The organism is Mesorhizobium sp. FG116, assembly GCF_057809835.1.
Window position 1 is genome coordinate 228,494 of the sequence record NZ_JBMDKS010000002.1, and the last position, 19,286, is coordinate 247,779.

Annotated in this window: 20 protein-coding genes and 1 tRNA gene; 11 read left to right on the plus strand and 10 right to left on the minus strand. The window is 61.8% G+C overall.

The window, feature by feature from the left end; all coding sequences use genetic code 11:
• Positions 1-5 precede the first annotated feature (5 nt).
• Complete coding sequence (locus ACODTY_RS03055; RefSeq protein WP_082549671.1) at positions 6-146, minus strand: DUF1127 domain-containing protein; 141 nt, start codon at positions 144-146, stop codon at positions 6-8.
• A gap of 240 nt (positions 147-386) precedes the next feature.
• Between ACODTY_RS03055 and ACODTY_RS03060 the strand changes: the two genes are divergently transcribed.
• Both ACODTY_RS03060 and ACODTY_RS03065 read left to right on the plus strand, forming a co-directional pair.
• Positions 387-1,502 carry a DUF2157 domain-containing protein gene (locus ACODTY_RS03060; protein WP_488992812.1) on the plus strand — a complete coding sequence of 372 codons (1,116 nt, stop codon included), beginning with the start codon at positions 387-389 and terminating at the stop codon, positions 1,500-1,502.
• A complete protein-coding gene (locus ACODTY_RS03065; RefSeq protein WP_488992813.1) occupies positions 1,499-2,080 on the plus strand; it encodes a GDYXXLXY domain-containing protein in 582 nt (193 codons plus the stop codon). Before ACODTY_RS03060 ends, ACODTY_RS03065 begins: the two co-directional genes overlap by 4 nt.
• 354 nt (positions 2,081-2,434) lie before the next feature.
• On the opposite strand, the gene ACODTY_RS03070 is transcribed toward ACODTY_RS03065, so the two are convergent.
• Positions 2,435-2,519 (minus strand) — tRNA-Leu (locus tag ACODTY_RS03070).
• Positions 2,520-2,857: 338 nt separating this feature from the next.
• On the opposite strand from ACODTY_RS03070, the gene tig reads away from it, so the two are divergent.
• Complete coding sequence (gene tig / locus ACODTY_RS03075; RefSeq protein ID WP_488992926.1) at positions 2,858-4,324, plus strand: trigger factor; 1,467 nt, start codon at positions 2,858-2,860, stop codon at positions 4,322-4,324.
• Positions 4,325-4,453: 129 nt separating this feature from the next.
• On the plus strand, positions 4,454-4,972 hold the full coding sequence (locus ACODTY_RS03080) for a hypothetical protein (protein ID WP_488992814.1): 519 nt from the start codon (positions 4,454-4,456) through the stop codon (positions 4,970-4,972).
• Positions 4,973-4,988: 16 nt separating this feature from the next.
• Here the strand turns inward: ACODTY_RS03080 and ACODTY_RS03085 are convergent, their stop codons facing one another.
• The 4 genes from ACODTY_RS03085 to ACODTY_RS03100 form a co-directional block, all read right to left on the minus strand.
• Positions 4,989-5,480, minus strand: a complete 492-nt coding sequence (locus ACODTY_RS03085; protein WP_488992815.1) for an NUDIX hydrolase — start codon at positions 5,478-5,480, stop codon at positions 4,989-4,991.
• A 207-nt stretch (positions 5,481-5,687) separates the two neighbouring features.
• Positions 5,688-6,185 carry a xanthine phosphoribosyltransferase gene (gene gpt, locus ACODTY_RS03090; RefSeq protein ID WP_488992816.1) on the minus strand — a complete coding sequence of 166 codons (498 nt, stop codon included), beginning with the start codon at positions 6,183-6,185 and terminating at the stop codon, positions 5,688-5,690.
• 110 nt (positions 6,186-6,295) lie between these two features.
• Positions 6,296-7,129, minus strand: a complete 834-nt coding sequence (locus ACODTY_RS03095) for a universal stress protein (RefSeq protein WP_488992817.1) — start codon at positions 7,127-7,129, stop codon at positions 6,296-6,298.
• A gap of 86 nt (positions 7,130-7,215) precedes the next feature.
• Positions 7,216-7,956, minus strand: coding sequence for a competence/damage-inducible protein A (locus ACODTY_RS03100; RefSeq protein WP_488992818.1), 741 nt, complete (start codon positions 7,954-7,956; stop codon positions 7,216-7,218).
• A gap of 177 nt (positions 7,957-8,133) precedes the next feature.
• Here ACODTY_RS03100 and wrbA point away from each other — a divergent pair, with 177 nt between their 5' ends.
• A complete protein-coding gene (gene wrbA, locus ACODTY_RS03105) occupies positions 8,134-8,766 on the plus strand; it encodes an NAD(P)H:quinone oxidoreductase type IV (protein WP_488992819.1) in 633 nt (210 codons plus the stop codon).
• An 80-nt stretch (positions 8,767-8,846) separates the two neighbouring features.
• Here the strand turns inward: wrbA and ndk are convergent, their stop codons facing one another.
• The gene (gene ndk, locus ACODTY_RS03110; RefSeq protein WP_056242473.1) at positions 8,847-9,269 is read right to left on the minus strand and encodes a nucleoside-diphosphate kinase; all 423 of its coding nucleotides are present in this window, start codon (positions 9,267-9,269) and stop codon (positions 8,847-8,849) included.
• Positions 9,270-9,404: 135 nt separating this feature from the next.
• Here ndk and ACODTY_RS03115 point away from each other — a divergent pair, with 135 nt between their 5' ends.
• From ACODTY_RS03115 to ACODTY_RS03130, 4 genes are all read left to right on the plus strand, one after another.
• Complete coding sequence (locus tag ACODTY_RS03115; RefSeq protein WP_488992820.1) at positions 9,405-9,917, plus strand: DinB family protein; 513 nt, start codon at positions 9,405-9,407, stop codon at positions 9,915-9,917.
• Between the two features lie 71 nt (positions 9,918-9,988).
• A complete protein-coding gene (locus tag ACODTY_RS03120) occupies positions 9,989-11,866 on the plus strand; it encodes an ABC-F family ATP-binding cassette domain-containing protein (protein WP_488992821.1) in 1,878 nt (625 codons plus the stop codon).
• A gap of 757 nt (positions 11,867-12,623) precedes the next feature.
• A complete protein-coding gene (locus ACODTY_RS03125; protein ID WP_488992822.1) occupies positions 12,624-12,908 on the plus strand; it encodes a hypothetical protein in 285 nt (94 codons plus the stop codon).
• Positions 12,909-12,970: 62 nt separating this feature from the next.
• The gene (locus tag ACODTY_RS03130) at positions 12,971-15,079 is read left to right on the plus strand and encodes a molybdopterin-containing oxidoreductase family protein (RefSeq protein WP_488992823.1); all 2,109 of its coding nucleotides are present in this window, start codon (positions 12,971-12,973) and stop codon (positions 15,077-15,079) included.
• Between the two features lie 13 nt (positions 15,080-15,092).
• On the opposite strand, the gene ACODTY_RS03135 is transcribed toward ACODTY_RS03130, so the two are convergent.
• The 3 genes from ACODTY_RS03135 to purM are packed head-to-tail and all read right to left on the minus strand — an operon-like array spanning position 15,093 to position 17,397.
• Positions 15,093-15,611, minus strand: coding sequence for a SixA phosphatase family protein (locus ACODTY_RS03135; RefSeq protein ID WP_488992824.1), 519 nt, complete (start codon positions 15,609-15,611; stop codon positions 15,093-15,095).
• Positions 15,612-15,622: 11 nt separating this feature from the next.
• The gene (gene purN / locus ACODTY_RS03140; RefSeq protein ID WP_488992825.1) at positions 15,623-16,336 is read right to left on the minus strand and encodes a phosphoribosylglycinamide formyltransferase; all 714 of its coding nucleotides are present in this window, start codon (positions 16,334-16,336) and stop codon (positions 15,623-15,625) included.
• Positions 16,333-17,397, minus strand: a complete 1,065-nt coding sequence (gene purM, locus ACODTY_RS03145) for a phosphoribosylformylglycinamidine cyclo-ligase (RefSeq protein WP_488992826.1) — start codon at positions 17,395-17,397, stop codon at positions 16,333-16,335. The genes purN and purM overlap by 4 nt, the downstream gene beginning before the upstream one ends.
• A gap of 178 nt (positions 17,398-17,575) precedes the next feature.
• Between purM and ACODTY_RS03150 the strand changes: the two genes are divergently transcribed.
• Both ACODTY_RS03150 and ACODTY_RS03155 read left to right on the plus strand, forming a co-directional pair.
• Positions 17,576-18,133: a CDP-alcohol phosphatidyltransferase family protein gene (locus ACODTY_RS03150; protein WP_488992827.1), complete on the plus strand. Its 558-nt coding sequence runs from the start codon at positions 17,576-17,578 to the stop codon at positions 18,131-18,133.
• A complete protein-coding gene (locus ACODTY_RS03155; RefSeq protein WP_488992828.1) occupies positions 18,105-19,280 on the plus strand; it encodes an AI-2E family transporter in 1,176 nt (391 codons plus the stop codon). The genes ACODTY_RS03150 and ACODTY_RS03155 overlap by 29 nt, the downstream gene beginning before the upstream one ends.
• Positions 19,281-19,286: the final 6 nt, after the last annotated feature.

Here is a 19,286-nt window from a genome sequence, read left to right on the forward strand (position 1 = left end):
TTAGATCAGACCGACTTGCGCGCGACGAAGTGGATGTCGCTGCGGCTGATGCCGAGGTCGTTCAGTTCACGGTTGGTCAGGCGGTTCAGCTCGGAAACGGTTTCCCGGTAGCGGCGCCAGTTGCGGTAGTTGCGGATCAGGTTCATGGTATTGCTCGTTTCGTCTTTGTTGCGGATCATTTCCGTCGTTCTGTACGAGGCATAAATAGGCCGACCCATATCGATTTAAAAGAGACGCCTGTGCATGGCAGCATTGCAAATTGTGCATTGCAACATTTCGCCGCAATCATGCCTCTGACACAAAACTGCCGGAATCAAAAAAGTTCTTAACGTCAATGGTTTGAACCACCCACTTAACAATACGACTGATTTTGTGGAAAAAGGCGCATGGCGAGCCATTCGACGAAGGTAAAGCAGGACATTGCAAGGTGGCTCGAGGCTGGCCTCATCGACGGCATGACCGCCGATGCGCTCGCCCGCGACGTCGAGGCCAATGAGCGCCGTTCGCTGAGCTTCGGCTCCATCCTCGCTATGATGGCGGCGCTGCTGCTCGGGGCGGCCATCCTGATCTTCGTCGCGGCCAACTGGGAGGCCATCCCGCGCCTTGCCAGGGTCGGCGCGCTGTTTGCCATCATCCTGGGCGGTTATGTCGGCGGCGCACTGGTCAGGGCGCGCGGCTACAGCGCCATCGGCGAGGCGCTGTGGATCGTTGCTGCCGCAGCCTTCGGCGGATCGATTGCGCTGATCGGCCAGATGTACCACTTCTCCGGCGACGAATCCTCGGCAATGCTGACCTGGTGTGCCGGCACGGCGCTCGCGGCGCTTGCCTTGCGTTCGGGGCCGCTCACAGTGGCAGCCGTCGGCATTGCCGATGCATGGCTCGCCATGAAGCTTGTCGGCGGCTTCCGGCTGTTCAGCAGCGGCGAGATTCCCCATCTCTTCGTCGTCATCGCCGCCGGCCTGTTCGCCGTCTCCTACTGGACCCGCAGCTATGCGGCGCGCCATTTGCTCGTGCTGTCGCTCATCTTCTACGTCGTCGGACTGGCCATAGACGACAATCTCCTCGTCGTTGCCGTCCTGCTCGCGCTGGTGTCCGCGGCGGCCTTTGCCGCTGCCGTCATTGCGCCCGCCGCCGCCGATGCCATCGTCAAGCTTGGCGGGCGGCTTCCCTTGCACGGCCTGATCGGGTTCCTCACCGGCATGGCGCTTGTCCAGTTCCAGCTTGCGGACACGGGCGGTTTCGCCATCGCCGCGGCCGTCACCTTGGCCGGCATCGCCGCGGCAATCGTTTTGGCCGGCAGGCAAAGCCGGGGTCTCAGGTGGATGGCCTATCTCGGTTTCGCCTTCGAGCTTTGCCTCATCTATGCGGTGACGATGGAAACGATGCTGGGCACGGCGGGCTTCTTCCTGCTCGCCGCACTCGTCCTCGGCGTCCTCGCCTTTGCCATCATCCGCATTGAAAAGCGCATGTCCCATCCTGTGGACGGGGAGGCCGCGTCGTGAAGAACGGGAGAGCACTCATCTTCTCCGCACTGGCGCTTGCGCTGGTACAGATCGGCTTCCTGAGCTGGATGATTGCGGGCCGCGCCGCCGTGCTGCGCGACGGGCAGGAAGTCCTGCTCAAGGTCGAGCCGGTCGATCCGCGCGACCTCTTGCGCGGCGACTATATCTATCTCAGCTATGACATTTCCCGCATTCCGGTGAAGCTCATCGCAGACATTCCTGCGGGCAAGCAGACCAATGACGAAGGGCAGATCACCGTTCGGCTGAAGAAGGACGCCGATGGCTATTGGCGCGCCGCCTCGGCCTGGCTGGCCAAGCCGACATCTCCCGCCGGTGCCGACGAGGTCGATATCATTGGCCACATCGCCGCCGGCTGGACGTTGAGCGGCGACACCACCATCGCGCCAGACTATGGCATCGAGCGGTTCTATCTGCCGGAAGGCGAGGGCCTTGCCATCGAACGCGACATGCGGGTGAGGCCGTTCGGCATCCGCGCTGCTGTCTCTAAAGATGGCGTGCCGCAGATCAAGGCCCTGATGGACGGCGACCAGATGCTGTTCGAAGAGCCGCTATACTAGTTCGCGCCGATCAGGCGAAACATCCCCGAACCCACAGGGTTCGCAAGGGCGACCGCCCGTCGGCCGTCAGGCCGCCCCGTCGGAGGCGTGAGCGCAGCGAACTGCCGTGAGACAGAAATGCCGCGCTTGGAGAAAAGCATCCTCGAACCTGCAGGGTTCGCAAGGGCGACTGCCCGTCGGCCATCAGGCCGCCCCGTCGGAGGCGTGAGCGCAGCGAACTGCCGTGAGACAGAGATGCCGCGCTTGGAGAGAAGCATCCCCGAACCCGCAGGGTTCGCAAGGGCGACTGCCCGTCGGCCGTCAGGCCGCCCTGTCGGAGGTGTGAGCGCAGCGAACTGCCGTGAGACAGAAAATTGGTGCGGATGAAGGGACTCGAACCCCCACGCCTTTCGGCACTGGAACCTAAATCCAGGGCGTCTACCAATTCCGCCACATCCGCACGACGAAGCGCAAATCCCATGTAGTCATCATTCTGTCAATGTCGAGGCCAAGATGGCCCGCCGATAGCGCGCGAAGATGGTTGAAAATTGGGCTCGCCTGTGACAAAAGGCGGGTCGAATGTGACGGGACGCGACGATCCGCTTCTGTGGAATGTGATAAGAAGTAGGAAAAACAAAGACTTATTCACATTTTTGGAGCGTATTTGGCTGATTGGACCGCCTTGCGGTCAATTTGTCCGAGTCCCGCACCGTAGCCATCCCCGGCACAAATATACCGGCAGGCTGTAAACGGCAGAAGCCCGTTGGCAGCCTTATTGGTGAAAACAAAGGTTTGATGATGCAGGTCACCGAAACGCTCAACTCCGGCCTCAAGCGCGAAATCAAGGTCGTCGTGCCGGCAACAGACATGGAAGCCAAGTTGGCTGCCCGGTTGTCAGACGCCAGGGGCAAGGTCCGCATCAACGGCTTCCGCCCCGGCAAGGTTCCGGTCCAGCACCTGCGCAAGGTCTACGGCAAGTCCTTCATGGCCGAAGTCGTCAACGAGATCCTGAACGAGTCGCGCACCATCATCACCGGCCGTGGCGAAAAGGCAGCGATGCAGCCTGAAGTCATCATGACCGAAGACGAGAAGGAAGCCGAAAAGATCCTCGCCGGCGGCGCGGATTTCGAATTCCGCCTCAACTATGAAGTCATCCCGGCGATCGAGATCAAGGACTTCACCGACATCAAGGTTACGCGCCCCGTTTACGACGTGCCGGAAGCCGAGATCGATGAACAGGTCAAGCGGGTCGCGGAATCGGCGCGCACCTTCGAACCCAAGACCGGCAAGGCCGCCGAAGGCGACCGCGTCACCATCGACTATGTCGGCAAGATCGACGGCGAGGCTTTTGGCGGCGGTGCAGGCAACGACCAACCGCTGGTGCTGGGCTCCAAGGAGTTCATTCCCGGCTTCGAAGACCAGCTCATCGGCTCCAAGGCTGGCGACGAGAAGCAGGTCGTCGTCACGTTCCCCGAGAACTACCAGGCCGCTCATCTGGCCGGCAAGGAAGCCACCTTCGACGTCATCGTCAAGGAAGTGGCCAAGCCCGGCGACCTCGAAGTCAATGACGAGACCGCCAAGGCTCTCGGCCTTGAATCGCTTGAGCGCCTGAAGGAAATCGTGCGTGGCCAGATTGAGAGCCAGTTCGGCTCGATGACGCGCCAGAAGGTCAAGCGTCAGCTTCTCGACCAGCTCGATTCGTCCTACACCTTTGAATCTCCCTCGAAGCTCGTCGAGGCCGAGTTCACCAACATCTGGAACCAGGTCAACCGCGATCTCCAGGCTGCCGGCCGCACTTTTGCCGACGAAGAGACCACGGAAGAAGAGGCCACCGCCGAATACAGGCGCCTTGCCGAGCGTCGCGTGCGCCTTGGCCTCGTGCTGGCCGAGATCGGCGAGAAGGCCGGCGTGGTCGTTTCCGACGATGAGTTGCAGCGCGGCCTGTTCGAGCAGGTGCGCCGCTTCCCGGCAAACCAGCAGCAGGAAGTTTTCGAATTCTACCGCAGCAATCCGGAAGCGCTGAACACGCTCCGCGCGCCGATGTTCGAGGAAAAGGTGGTTGACCACCTGCTTGGCCAGATTTCCGTCACCGACAAGAAGGTGAGCAAGGATGAGCTGATGGCCGAGGACGACGAGGACGACGCCAAGGCCAAGCCGGCCAAGAAGGCTGCTTCCAAGAAGGCCAAGGACGAGGCTGCCGGCGAAGCCGAAGAGCCGAAGAAAAAGGCGGCTCCGAAGAAGAAAGCCGCCAAGGACGCCGAGTAATCGGATTTCCAAATCGTTAAGAAGGCCGCCTCAGGGCGGCCTTTTTCGTTGTCAGGCCGTCAATATTGTTCTGATAGAAGCTGGGGCATACCTATCGCGAAGTGCGATATCTCGCTGGGGAGAGCTGGGTTGGGTAGGGCTGTGGTCAAGTGGGGGACCTTCGCCGCCGTTTTGCTTCTTGCAGGCGGTGGCGGCGCATATGCGCAAGCCGGCCAGGATCGCTGGCGGTTTTCCAACATGGATGACGGGCTGGTCACGGCCTCGCTCGCTGCCGTCAACAAGCTGACCAACAACAGCGGCACATTGAGCTATAGCCCGGTGCTGACCATTGCCTGCCGCACCGGCGGCGACCCACAATGGAGCGAGTGGCTGCGCCTCAACGATACGGCGTCCGGTTCGACGGTCACCGTATCCGTTGCCATTGGCGACAGTCAGGCGATTGATGAGCGCTGGGTGATTTCGCGCCGTGGCAAGGTGCTTATCAAAAGCGGCCCGCAGGCGGTGGGCCGCCTCGTTCCTGCGGACAGGCTTGCCTTGTCGTGGCGGTTTGGCCTGTTGTCCGGGCGCGGTGAAGCCGACTTCGATCTTGAAGGCATTGGCGAGGTGGTCGGTCAACTCGCCGAAGCTTGCCAGACTACCCAGCCGTAATGGAGCCGTAAAAGCGCTAGGCGGCGAACTGGGCCCGGTTCGCGCAGAAATACGCGATGATCTGGGAAAGATCGGGTTCCGCCACCATGCGTTCGGCTTCCGCGCAGGCGACCCAGCGGCGCGTGCGGGCCCGCTTTTCCTTCCAGCGCTCGGCGACACTGCCGACCTTGAGCGGGAACACCAGCACCTCGCACGGCACTTCCTCGCCGGACGGCAGGGCTTTTGCGTAGAAATAGCGGCCGGCTTCCATAGGCGAGATACTGCCGGTCAACCCGGCCTCTTCTCCGGCCTCGCGCGCGGCAGCATTGCACAGCGGTTCGCGCGCCTCGGGCCAACCCTTCGGCAGAACCCAGCGGCCGGTGTCGCGGCTGGTGATGAGCATGATTTCGAGGGTACCGTCCTGCTCGCGCCACGGCAGCGCGGCAACCTGCAACCGCAAGGGAACGGTGCCGAAGAGCTTGCGGACTCGTTCAGCCAGATGTTCGTGTGTTTGAGGCCCCATCAACATGCGAAAACAGCGCCAAAAGCTCAGGAATCGTTTGCCGTCTCATAAAGACTACGGCTAATTGCGTGTAATAAAAGTAAAAATTTTGTGGCTTCTGGAAAAGCCCGCCACGCAACAGCAAAAAGGCGGCCTTCGCCGCCTTTCGAAGTATGCGCGATTGTTGCGCGGTGAAGTTCGGATTAGAGCGTTCCAGGGTTGGCTGGGAATGCTCTAACCGGCGTGATCGTCCGCTATCGGCTTCTGGTAGGTGAAGCCCATATCCCATGGGAAATAGATCCAGGTGTCCTGGCTCACCTCGGTCACGAAGGTATCGACAAGCGGCCGGCCTTTCGGCTTGGCGTAGACGGTCGCGAAATGCGCCTTGGGCAGCATTGCGCGCACCACGCCTGCTGTTTTGCCGGTATCGGTCAGATCGTCGATGATGAGGATGTTCTCGCCATCGTTCTCAAGCAGCGGCGGGCTGACCTCCTTCAAGACCTGCAATTGCCCCTGCGAGGTGTAGTCGTGGTAGGAGGCGACGCACACCGTCTCGATGATGCGGATACCAAGTTCGCGCGAAATGATTGCCGCCGGCACCAGGCCGCCGCGCGTGATGCAGACGATCGCCTTCCACTGCGCGTTCACCCCGGACAGCCGCCAGGCAAGCGCGCGCGCGTCTCGGTGGAACTGATCCCAGGAGACCGGGAAGGCTTTTTCGGGCAGGGACATTGATGGCGCACTCCGCAGCGCGCCTCGGCGCGCAGTTCATTGGGATGCGGGCGGAATTAGCCGGAAATCGATAGGCTTGGCAAGGTCGCAAAAGGATTGAGAGGCGTCAGTCAGCGTGACAGGAACGCCGCCACCGGGATCGAGCGCAATACGCTGCGCGTTACGCCGCCGAAAAGCAGCTCGCGCAGCCATGAATGGCTGTATGCGCCGAGCACGAGCAAGTCTGCTCCGCTCGCTGCCAGACGCTCCTGTATGATCTCCTCGACGGCTGTACCGTTGGATTTCTGGATCGAGACGCGAACGGAAACATCGTGCCGCGACAACGCCGCCGCTATTTCCGCGCCCGCCGCATGGGCGTCATGTTCGGGCACGTCGGGTGGGTCGATCACCAGCACGTCCGTTCTCTCGGCTTCGGCCATGAACGGGATGGCATCGAACGCAGCGCGCGCCGCCTCCTTCGAGCCGTTCCATGCCAGCAAGATGTGCTTGAAGCTGGTTACGAGCGCGCCGGAATGCGGCACCACCAGAACCGGGCGTCCGGCTTCATAGACAAGCGTGTCGACATCGGCGCCCTCGTCGCCGTCGATGTCGCGCTGGGCGGCAATCACCAGGTCCGCCGAGCGGACGCTTGCGATGCCGGTCAGCGCGCTGTCGCCGGAAAAGCTTTCGAGGCTGCGCCATTCGTAAGAAAGCTCCGCCTCTTCGGTGCGCTTGATGAAAGCGTCGTGCAGCTTGCGGGTGCGCTCCCGGTTCATCTCGGCCGATACCTGGATGAACTCCGTATCGGGAAATCCGGTTGCCGACGTATAGGGAACGGGCATCGCTTCGGCATGGATGCCGACCAGATGTCCCTGGAAGCGGCTTGCCAGCGGAATGGCGCAATCAAGCACGCGCTCCGCGTCGTGTTCGCTTTGAAGAACGGCGACGATTGTCTTGAAACGCATGTCCGGGCCTCCTCTTGGCGTCGTTGCCGACACGGCTGACAGGAAACGCGGCAAGCGCGAGCCAGGTTCCAGCTCGCAGGCTGCCGTCAGCCGGCCTTGGAAAAACCTGCGACCATATTTTCGACCTCCACGCGCGCCGCGTCCAGTGCTTCTTGCGAACGCGCGCGCACGACCAGCTCAGTCCAGAACTTGCCTTCGCCGAATTTCGGATAAGACCCGATGATGGTCTCGGGATGCCGCTTCTGGATATCGCCCAGCGGCCCGCCGATCAGACCCTCGCCATGCGGGCACTGCACCGTTGCCGACAGCATTTTCGTCCCGGTCTTCAGCGTCGGCATAACATTGTCGAGCATCGCCTGGAAAATCGCCGGCACGCCAGCCATCACATGCACGTTACCGATGCGGAAACCGGGCGCCATCGAAACGGGATTGTCGATGTGGCTCGCGCCGCGCGGCATGCGCGCCATGCGCTTGCGTGCCTCGGTGAACTCGACGCCGCGCTTCTGGTAGTTGTCCTCCATCATCGCATAGGCCTTGGCGTCGTATTCGCACGGCACGCCGAACGCCTTGGAGATTGAATCGGCGGTGATGTCGTCATGCGTCGGGCCGATCCCGCCCGTGGTGAAGACATAGGTGTAGCGGGCGCGCACGGCATTCACCGCCGCGACGATCTCGTCTTCCTCGTCTGGAACGATGCGCACTTCCTTCAGGTCGATGCCGACCGCCGTCATGATGTCGGCGAGGTGGCCGATGTTCTTGTCCTTGGTGCGGCCCGAGAGGATTTCATCGCCGATGACCAGCATCGCGGCGGTAACGATTTCTGACATGGCGGGCTCCGGGCAGAAGGCGGGACGCCTGTCACATAGCGCGAGCCCCGGCTGATCGCAAAGATATTATATTAGTGAACGATCTGTCTGCATCTGGGTATCTTTCGATGAACAGCCATTCGCCTAGATAAGCGATGACGGGCATGGCCCGAAACGCGGAATTCTTTGGAGATCGAAATGGCTAAGGTACTTGTTCTTTATTATTCGAGCTGGGGCCACATGGAGCAGATGGCCAAGGCCGCTGCCGAGGGCGCTCGCGAAGCCGGTGCGGACGTGACCATCAAGCGCGTTCCCGAACTGGTGCCGCTGGATGTCGCCAAGGCCGCCTACTACAAGCTCGACCAGGAAGCGGAAATCGCTACCCCTGCCGAACTCGAGAACTACGACGCCATCATCATCGGCTCGGCCACCCGCTACGGCGCGGTCGCTGCCCAGATGAAGAACTTCCTCGACCAGACCGGCCCGCTTTGGGCACGCGGCGCGCTGCTCAACAAGGTCGGCTCGGTCATGGTTTCGACCGCCACCCAGCACGGCGGCGCCGAGCTCGCGCTCCTCACCACGCAGGCCGCGCTCCAGCACCACGGCATGGTCATCGTGCCGCTGTCCTATGCCTACCAGGGCCAGATGGGCAACGACGTTGTGCGCGGCGGCGCGCCTTACGGCATGACCACCACCAGTGACGGTGACGGCTCGCGCCAGCCTTCGGCGCAGGAGCTCGAAGGCGCGCACTTCCAGGGCAAGCGCGTGGCCGAAATCGCCGAGAGGCTGCACGGCGCGTCCAGCAACCAGATCAAGGAAGCTGCCGAGTAAGGCCCGGCACTTTTGCCAGGACAAAGAAAAACCCCCGGTCGAGACCGGGGGTTTTTTGCATTTAGCGACTTTTTAAAAATTCAGCCGACGACTTCGGTGTCGGAGAACCAGTAGCGGATTTCCTGTGCGGCGGTTTCGGGCGCATCCGAGCCGTGCACCGAGTTTTCGCCGATCGACAGCGCGTGAACCTTGCGGATGGTGCCTTCCGCGGCCTGCGCCGGGTTGGTCGCGCCCATCACTTCGCGGTTCTTGGCAATGGCGTTCTCGCCTTCCAGAACCTGGACGATGGTCGGGGCAGACGACATGAACTCCACCAGTTCGCCGAAGAAGGGGCGATCCTTGTGCACGGCGTAGAAGCCTTCGGCCTCGCGGCGGCTCATCCACACGCGACGCGATGCGACGACGCGCAGGCCGGCATCTTCCAGCATCTTGGTGATGGCGCCGGTCAGGTTGCGCCGGGTAGCATCCGGCTTGATCATCGAAAAGGTGCGTTCGAGCGCCATTTGGTCGTCCTTGTGATTTTGGATTGATTGGTGGCGGCTCTATACAGGCCGCCCGCACCCTTGCCAAGGGGAGCCGCGATGCCTACGGGTTGCTGGATACCGTCATCGCGGCGGGCATATGCGGCGGGAAGATAGATGAAACGACACTTCATGATGTTTGCGGCCTACAACCAGTGGGCCAACAGCCGCATCTATGATGCTGCCGCCGATCTCAGCGAAGACGAGTTCAGCCGCGACACCGGCGCTTTCTTCGGCTCGCTCATGGGCACTCTCAACCATATCCTCGTTGCCGACCGCATCTGGATGAAGCGCTTCACCGGTGAGGGCGATGCCCCTGCCAAGCTGGACACGATCATCCACAAGGCGCTCCCGGCGCTGCGCGCCGCGCGCGAGACGGAAGACAAGCGCATCGTCGATTGGGTAGGTGGTCTGTCGGACAAGGCGCTGGCCGGTCGCTTTTCCTACATGACCGTCACCGACATGCGCACCATCTCGCAGCGCCTTTCGCCGGCGCTCGGCCATCTGTTCAACCACCAGACCCATCATCGCGGGCAGGCGCACATGATCCTGACCGTGCTTGGCCGCCCCTCGGTGTCGCTCGACCTCATCTATTTCCAGCGCACGGAAGAGGGCAGGGCGTTCGCCTGATCCGCCGCCTCGAAAGGCTTTGATGCCGGCAGGGCTTGCACTTCGGCTCAGGCTCGGCCAAAAGCGCGGCCATGCTGACCATCAACGATCTTTCGCTGCGTATTGCCGGGCGCCTGCTTCTCGACCACGCCTCGCTGGCCCTGCCGGCCGGCGCGAAGGCGGGGCTCGTCGGCCGCAACGGCACCGGCAAGACAACCCTGTTCAAGGCCATCACCGGCGACTTCCCGTCCGAGACCGGCTCCATCGACCTGCCGCGCAACACCCGCATCGGCCAGGTCGCGCAGGAAGCACCCGGCACTGAAGAACCGCTGATCGAGATCGTGCTGAAGGCCGACAAGGAGCGCGCAGCACTTCTGGAAGAAGAAAAGACAGCGACCGATCCCAATCGCATCGCCGAGATCCATATCCGTCTGGCCGACATCGATGCGCATTCGGCGGAGTCGCGCGCCGCCACAATCCTCGCCGGCCTCGGCTTTGACGATGAGGCCCAGCGGCGTCCGGCTTCGTCGTTCTCCGGCGGCTGGCGCATGCGCGTCGCACTTGCGGCGGTGCTGTTTTCCGAGCCCGATCTCCTGCTGCTCGACGAGCCGACCAACTATCTCGATCTCGAAGGCACGCTGTGGCTTGAGAACTATGTCGCGAAATATCCGCACACGGTTCTGCTCATCTCGCACGACCGCGACCTGTTGAACCGCGCCGTCAACTCCATCGTCCATCTCGACCAGAAGAAGCTCACCTTCTGGCGCGGCGGCTACGACCAGTTCGAACGGCAGTGGACCGAGCAGCGCGAGCTTCAGGAAAAGGGCCGCGTCAAACAGGAAGCCGCCCGCAAGCACCTGCAATCCTTCGTCGACCGTTTCCGCGCCAAGGCTTCGAAGGCGCGTCAGGCGCAGTCGCGCATCAAGGCGCTGGAAAAGATGAAGCCGATTGCGGCGCTGGTCGATGACAGCGTGCGCCCGTTCTCGTTCCCCGAACCGGTCAAGACGGTTGCGTCGCCCATCGTCGCGCTGTCTGGCGTCAATGTCGGCTACCAGCCGGGTACGCCGATTTTGAAGAAGATGACGCTGCGCATCGATGCCGATGACCGCATCGCCCTGCTTGGTGCCAACGGCAACGGCAAGTCCACTTTCGCCAAGCTGCTTTCGGGCCGCCTGAAGGCTGAAGCCGGCACCGTGACCGTTGCACCCGGCCTCAAGGTCGCGATCTTTGCCCAGCATCAGTTGGACGATCTACGTCCGGATGAGAATGCCTACGAGCATGTGCGCCGGCTGATGCCGGAAGCGCCGGAATCGAAGGTGAGGGCGCGTGTCGCCCAATTCGGCCTCGCCACCGAAAAGATGAACACGGTGGCGAAGGACCTGTCCGGCGGCGAAAAGGCGCGGCTTCTCATGGGCCTTGCCGCCTTCGACGGGCCAAACCTGTTCATCCTCGACGAGCCGACCAACCACCTCGACATTGATTCGCGTGAGGCGCTGGTCCATGCGCTGAACGAGTTTCCGGGCGCGGTCATCGTCATCTCGCACGACCGTCACTTGCTGGAAGCGACCGTCGACCGCCTCTGGCTGGTCAAGGAAGGCACCGTCAATCCCTATGACGGCGATCTTGACGACTACAAGACGCTGGTCACCGGCGTTTCCGCCAACAGCCGCGAACGGCGCGAAGCCGAAAAGGCGTCCAAGGCCGACAGGCGTCGCGAAGCTGCCGCCCGCCGCGCCGCGTTCGAGCCGCTGGCCAAGGAAATCCGCGCCACCGAGGCGCTGATGGACCGCCTGCGCAAGCGCGTCGATGCGATAGAGGACCAGCTTGCCGATCCGGCGCTTTACGAGAAAGACCCGGTTGGCGCGACACGGCTTGCCAAGGAACGGTCAGACCTCACCGGCCAGCTTGGCCGCCATGAGGAAAAGTGGCTGGAAATGTCTGCTGAATACGAAGAAGGCATCGCCGAGTAGGCCTGCGGCAGCTCTTGGATAAGTTGATCGACCCATTTGTGGTTCTAGTCCGATGTCACGGAATGGATCCCGGACAGCATCGTCTTCACTTCGTTCGCCTCGCTTCCGGGATGACGTGGTGTGTAAGTCTCGTCTCATTGGGGGCAAGACCGGCTAGTCAGACGTGATCCAAAAGCGCGTTGGGGTACACCCTCTCCGCTTCGTCATCCCGGAATTCGCTTTCGAGCGAAGCGAGAAAGGAATGTCCGGGATCCATTCCGTGACATTGCGGCAGTGCGTCGGCGACCCAGAACTGTGGATCAATCCATCCACGCACCTCGTCCAACCCCTTGTTCCCACTCACTTCCGTAAAAATCTTTCACCTCACTTATCCACGCCCTTCGCACCTCTCCCATAATCTGCTCACCGCCTACGCGGGAGACCTGGTCCGGACCGGGGATCAGGAGAGGGCGGCGGTGCCGGGCTGGTCGTCGTCGGTAGGCGGCTGGGTGATGAACCCCTAAGTTCGGCCCTCGAACCGGGCGCAGTGTTGCCCGCAGTTGTCGGCCATCGAGGCTGGAGCTGCGGCATGGCCGGTGCATCGGTTGAGGGAAGCCACCGGACGGGCGGCCGCAAGGCCGCACTAACTTACTAAACGAGCGACCGAACGGCCGCCCGTCCTCCCGACTTTCATCCACCCGGGCGTTTTGCGTCGCGGGAACAAGCAACCGTATCCAGAGGAAACGCGATGGGCAGCAAATCGAGAAACAAGAAACCTATGGTCGCTCCCAGTAAAGCCGCGCGGCAACCCCGCGACAGCGCCTATCGCTGCGCCATCGCCTTCATGGCGCGCAAGCTGGTCGCCGACATTTTCGACCAGCACGAAACCTGCCTGCGTCGCGAATGCCGTTCCGGCGGTTGCTGCCAGGCCTATGCGCAAGGTGGGTTCTGCCCGGCCGAGATGGACAGCCGGCAGGCCTTGCTGTTCGCAGGAATGATGGCATTCCACGATCTCCTGCGTGGCGAAATCGAAGGCTTCCAGCAGCACGCGGCGGGGGCTTAGGATCAAGGCCTTGAACTTATTGCCCCTACAAGGCTGCCCCGAACGGCGCTATACGGTGGCGCATGAACCAGCATATCAAACTTCGGTTGGGCCATTCGGCCTGCCCGCATGACTGTCCGTCCACTTGCGCACTCGACGTTGAATTGCTTGGCCCTGACCGTATCGGGCGCATTCATGGATCGAAGGACAACAGCTACACCGCTGGCGTCGTCTGCGCCAAGGTGGCGCGCTATGCCGACCGCATCCATCATCCCGACCGTCTTTTGAAGCCGCTGGTGCGCGCTGGTGCCAAGGGCGACGGAAGCTGGAAGGAAGCAAGCTGGGAAGCAGCTCTCGACCTCGTCGCCGAGAAGTTCGACGCGGCGGAAGCAAAGCACGGCTCGGAAACGGTGTGGCCCTATTTCTATGCCGGCACCATGGGGTTGGTGCAGCGTGACGGGATCGACCGGCTTCGTCATGCCAAGAAGTATTCCGGTTTCTTCGGTTCCATCTGCACCAATCTGGCGTGGACCGGCTGGATGATGGGTGCCGGCGCATTGCGTGGTCCCGACCCGCGTGAAATGGCCAAATCCGATTGCGTCGTCATCTGGGGCACCAACGCCGTGGTCACGCAGGTCAACGTGATGACCCACGCCATCAAGGCCCGCAAGGAACGCGGCGCGAAGATCGTGGTCATCGACGTCTACGAAAACGCGACCATGAAGCAGGCCGATGTCGGCCTCATCGTCAAGCCCGGCACCGATGCCGCGCTTGCCTGCGCGGTCATGCATGTCCTGTTCAGGGAAGGCATGGCCGACCGGCCATATCTGGAGCAATACACCGACGACCCCAAGGGGCTCGAGGCGCATCTTGCCACCCGCACGCCGGAATGGGCATCGGCGATTACCGGTCTGTCGGTTGAGGAGATCGTCTCCTTCGCACGGCTGGTCGGCACGACCAAGCGCACCTTTTTCCGCCTCGGCTACGGGTTTTCGCGGCAGCGCAACGGCTCGGTCAACATGCACGCCGCATCCTGCATCGCCGCCGTTACAGGTTGTTGGAAGTATGAGGGCGGTGGTGCGTTCCACGCCAATTCCGGCATCTACAAGCTCAACACGGAATTGCTGGAAGGAACGCGCATGCGCGACCCCGGCATCCGCCACCTCGACCATTCGCGCATCGGCCCGGTTCTGACCGGTGCCGCCGACGCGCTCTATGGCGGGCCCCCGGTCACGGCCATGCTGATCCAGAACACCAATCCGGCCAATGTCGCGCCGGAGCAGCGGCTGGTCAGGCGAGGCATGCTGCGCGACGACCTTTTCATGTGCGTGCATGAGCAGTTCATGACCGACACGGCCCAGCTTGCCGATGTCGTCCTGCCCGCCACCATGTTCCTCGAGCATGACGACATCTACAAGGGCGGCGGCAACCAGCACCTCACGCTTGGTCCCAAGCTTGTCGATCCGCCGCCCGGCCCACGCACCAATCACTTCGTCATCGAGGAATTGGCCAAGCGCCTCGGCGTTGCGGACCGGCCCGGCTTCGGTATGACCGAGCGCGAGCATATCGACGTTATCCTTTCCAAGCGGGGATTGGGCACTTTCGCCACCTTTCGGGAAGAGAAGTGGACCGATCTGCAACCGGCCTTCGAGGATGCGCATTTCCTCAACGGCTTCGGCCACGCGGACAAGAAGTTTCGGTTCAAGCCGAATTGGACGGGGCAGTCCGCTCCCAACAGGCCGCCACGTTCAATGGGCGTGTTCGGTCCGCATGAGCGCCTGCCTGAATTTCCCGACCATGTCGATCTGATCGAGGTCGCGGACGAGGAGCATCCGTTTCGGCTGGCCACCTCGCCGGCGCGCAACTTCCTAAATTCGAGCTTCACCGAAACGCCGGTGTCGAAGGCCAAGGAGGGGCGGCCGCAACTGCTCATCCACTCCGAGGACGCCGCACTGTTCGGTCTGTCGGACGGCGATCGCGTCGAGATCGGCAACAGGCGCGGCGAAGTCGTCCTTCACGCCAAGCTGTTCGACGGCGTCAGGCGGGGCGTCGTCATCGCCGAAGGCATCTGGCCGAACGGCGCGCATGAACGCGGCGAGGGCATCAACGTGCTCACCGGGTCGGATGCGCCAGCTCCCTATGGCGGCGCGCCGGTTCATGACAACAAGGTATGGGTGAGGGCGGCGGCCTAGCGCACAGGCAAGATCACTCGAAATCCTTGGGGCGCAGGAAATGCGTCAGTTCGGCTGAGCCGGCGTTCAGGTTTGCCCACCTCTCCGCCGTCTGGAAACGAGCCAGCGCCGCGGTCGGAAATTTTCGCGACATCGTCCGCAGCGCCGTCGCTTCCGAAGTTGCCGACGCCAGTTGCATGGCCAGCATCTCCAGTCCGGGGTTGTGGCCGATCACCAGAAGCGACTGGGTAGCGCTTCCGGTCTTGCGGATCTCGGCCAGTATCCGCTCAGGCTGCGCCTCGTAAATTGAATCGGAGAACTCGAAAACGCAAGAATTCTTCGGCCATTGCGAAACGACGCATTCCCAGGTCTGGCGGGTGCGTATCGCCGCCGAGACGATCGCCAGGTCCGGCACCCAGCCCCGGCTCGCCATTTCCTTGCCGATGCGTCGCGCGGCCTTCCTCCCGCGCATGGCCAGTGGCCGCGAGAAGTCAGGGAGCGCCGGATTGTCCCAACTCGACTTGCCGTGGCGGAGCAGGAACAATTGCCTCATCTGGTGACCGCTCAGGGAGTGAAACGAGCCAATGCTTCAAGATCGACATCGTCGCGCAGTGCCGCAGGCGACATGATGGCCTGGTCGCCATTCTCGACCATTCTGCTGGTGGCCGAAAATACGGACTTTCCGTCGACCATGCTGACCTTGCCTTCCGCCACCAGCTTCAGCGCGAGTGCATAGAGGCCATGCTCAGCCTTCAACACACGAGCCGCAAGCGATGTCTCATCGTCGCCAGTAAGCACTGGAACCGCCGCCTGTGCAATGATCGGCCCGTCGTCCATGTCGGGCGTCACGAAGTGCACCGTGCAGCCATGTATGCGCATCCCCGCATCCAACGCGCGGCTATGGGTGTCCAATCCCTTGAACGCGGGCAAAAGGGCAGGGTGGATGTTGATCATCCGGCCAGCCCATTTCTCCACAAACGGGGTCGTCAACAGCCGCATGTATCCCGCAAGTGCAACGATCTCTGCTCCGAACGAGGACAAAGCCTCGTCGATAGCGCCGTCATGCGCCTCCTTGCTAGCGTGTTCGGCGCGCGTGATCGTGCGTGTGGGAATGCCACGCGAAGCCGCGATACCAAGACCGGCCACATCAGGCTTGTCGGAGATCACGCCGACGATCTCGGCTGGATAGGCCGGGTCGGAAGCGGCTTCGATCAGCGCAGCCATGTTGGAGCCACGTCCGGAGATCAGAACAACGGTGCGTTTGCGCAGCAGGCTCATAGGTCAAGGGATCCGCGATATATTACGCCGGTGTCACGGCGCGGCACGATGCGTCCGATCGAGGTCACCGTTTCTCCCGCCTCTTGCAGCACGGCAGCGACTTGCGCCGCTTGGCCGGAAGCAACCACGATCACCATTCCGATGCCGCAGTTGAAGGTCCGCATCATTTCGTCCGGCGCGACACCGCCGGTCTTTGCCAGCCATGTGAAGACCGGCGGCACGTCAATTGCGTCCAGATCGAGTTCGGCCGAGAAATCTTTCGGCAGAACGCGCGGGATATTGTCGGGAAAGCCGCCGCCGGTGATATGGGCGAGCGCCTTGATGCCGTGTGTGCCGCGGATCGCTTTCAGGATCGACTTTACATATATGCGGGTGGGCTCCAGCAACGCTTCGCCTAGCGTCTCGCCGTGTGCAAACGGTGCTTTGTCGGACCATGACAGGCCGCTTTTCTCCACGATCCTGCGCACGAGGGAGAAACCGTTGGAGTGGACCCCGGACGAGGCGAGACCGAGCAGCAGGTCACCCTCGATGATATCGTCTGTCGGAAGAAGCTGGTCGCGCTCGGCGGCGCCGACGGCGAATCCGGCGAGGTCGTAGTCGTTGCCATGATACATGCCCGGCATCTCGGCGGTTTCGCCACCGATGAGAGCGCATCCCGCCTGCCGGCAGCCGCGTGCGATGCCGCCGACAATTGCCGCACCCTGTTCGGGATCGAGCTTGCCAGTGGCAAAATAGTCGAGGAAGAACAGAGGCTCCGCGCCCTGGACGACGAGATCGTTGACGCACATGGCGACGAGATCGATGCCAATCGTGTCGTGCTTGCCGGCGTCGATGGCAATCTTGAGCTTGGTGCCAACGCCGTCGTTGGCCGCGACCAGGACCGGATCGGAGAAGCCTGCAGCCTTGAGGTCGAACAGGCCGCCAAAACCGCCGATCTCGCCATCCGCGCCCGGGCGGCGCGTGGCGCGCACGAGCGGCTTGATCTTTTCGACCATGAGATTGCCGGCGTCGATATCGACGCCTGCCTCGGCGTAGGTCAGCCCAGTTTTGTGCTCGGCCATCGCTTTTCCCTTAACAATGCGGGCTCATCGCATGAACGGGTTCGTCCTGCAAGGCAAGTGGGCTTTCACACTATCACCAGCATGGGAAAAGGTTGAGTGGTTGGTCCAAGTGCTTACCCGTCTTGCAGTTCAGCAACACCTCGACCATCTATCGTCGTGATGAACCGATGAGAGCGACTTGACGATCCCGAACCTGATCACGATCCTGCGCTTCCTGCTCGTTCCGGCAGTCGTATGGGCAATGCTGCTGGAACGCTGGGACTGGGCTTTTGCAGGCTTCGTTGTTGCCGGCGTTTCGGACGGCGTCGACGGCTTCATTGCACGGCAGTTCAACCAGCGCTCGGAGCTTGGGGCCTACCTTGATCCGATGGCCGACAAGATCCTGCTTGTAAGCGTCTTTGTCGTGCTTGGTTTCATCGGTGAGTTGCCACTCTGGCTGGTCATTGCCGCGGTGACGCGTGATGGGCTGATTATCTGTGCGGTACTTTTGTCCACGGTAATCGGCAATCCGGTCGAAATGAAACCATTGATGGTTTCAAAGGCGAACACTGCGATTCAGATTGTACTGGCAGCGGTCGTTCTGGCGGAATTGACGTTTTCAATGATTTTTGGACCGCTTCGTACGTCCCTTATATTCCTGTCCGGCCTCTTGACCGTGGCTTCCGCCGCGGCCTATCTCGTGGCTTGGCTGAGGCACATGAGCGGCTATGGCAAAAGCAGTACATCAGACAACTGACAATGGGGCTGCCGAAGCCGCCGCGTCGGCCGCGTTCCGGCGGCAATTGCGCTTCTGGCTCGTGGCCGCAATCGTACTTGCCATTTTTCTTTATGTTTTCAGCAGCATCCTGTTGCCGTTCGTCGCCGGTATGGTGCTTGCTTACTTCCTCGACCCTGTAGCTGACAGGCTTCAGAGGCTTGGCCTGACGCGTGTCATGGCAACGGTCGTCATTCTGTTCGCCTTCATTGTCGTACTGGTCCTCGCGCTGGTCCTGCTTATCCCGATACTGGCGTCGCAAATGGCGGATTTCGCCGGCAAGCTGCCGGAATACATGACGCGACTGCAGTCGCTGGTCACCAGCTTCGATCCGCAATGGCTGGAGCGGCGGTTCGGCGTTGATGCGGCCGGCCTCAAGGACGGGCTGAATTCATTGCTGACATCTGGGTTCGGACTGCTGACCACGGTATTCCAATCGATCTGGAGTTCCGGCGTAGCACTCGTATCTGTCGTCAGCTTGTTTGTCGTCACGCCAGTGGTCGCGTTCTACATGTTGCTTGACTGGGACCGGATGGTCGCGAAGGTCGATAGTTGGGTGCCCCGCGACCATGTTGAAACGGTTCGCGCAATCTTCGCCGATATCAACACGGCGACTGCCGGATTCGTGCGCGGCCAAGGCACACTGTGTCTGGTTCTAGGAGCGATCTATGCCGTCGGCCTGACAATTACGGGTCTGAATTTTGGCATTCTGATCGGCCTTTTTGCCGGTCTCATCAGCTTCATCCCCTACGTTGGGTCGCTGACCGGTCTGGTGCTTGCCGTTGGCGTGGCGTTTGTCCAATTCTGGCCGGACTGGCTGATGATCGTTGCCGTGGTTGGTGTCTTCTTCGTCGGCCAATTCATCGAAGGTAATATCCTGCAACCGAAATTGGTCGGCAAAAGCGTCGGCCTGCATCCAGTGTGGCTGATGTTTTCGCTGTTTGCCTTTGGTGCGCTATTTGGTTTCGTTGGTTTGCTGATCGCCGTGCCAGCCTCTGCTGCCATCGCCGTGATCGTTCGCTTTGTAATCTCCCGCTACCTCGACTCGCCCTTGTACAAGGGGCACAGAGTGGACCCTGCTGCCCCGAAGCCGGCCCGCAGCCGCCGAACACCCGACGTGAACGCCTGAGGCGGC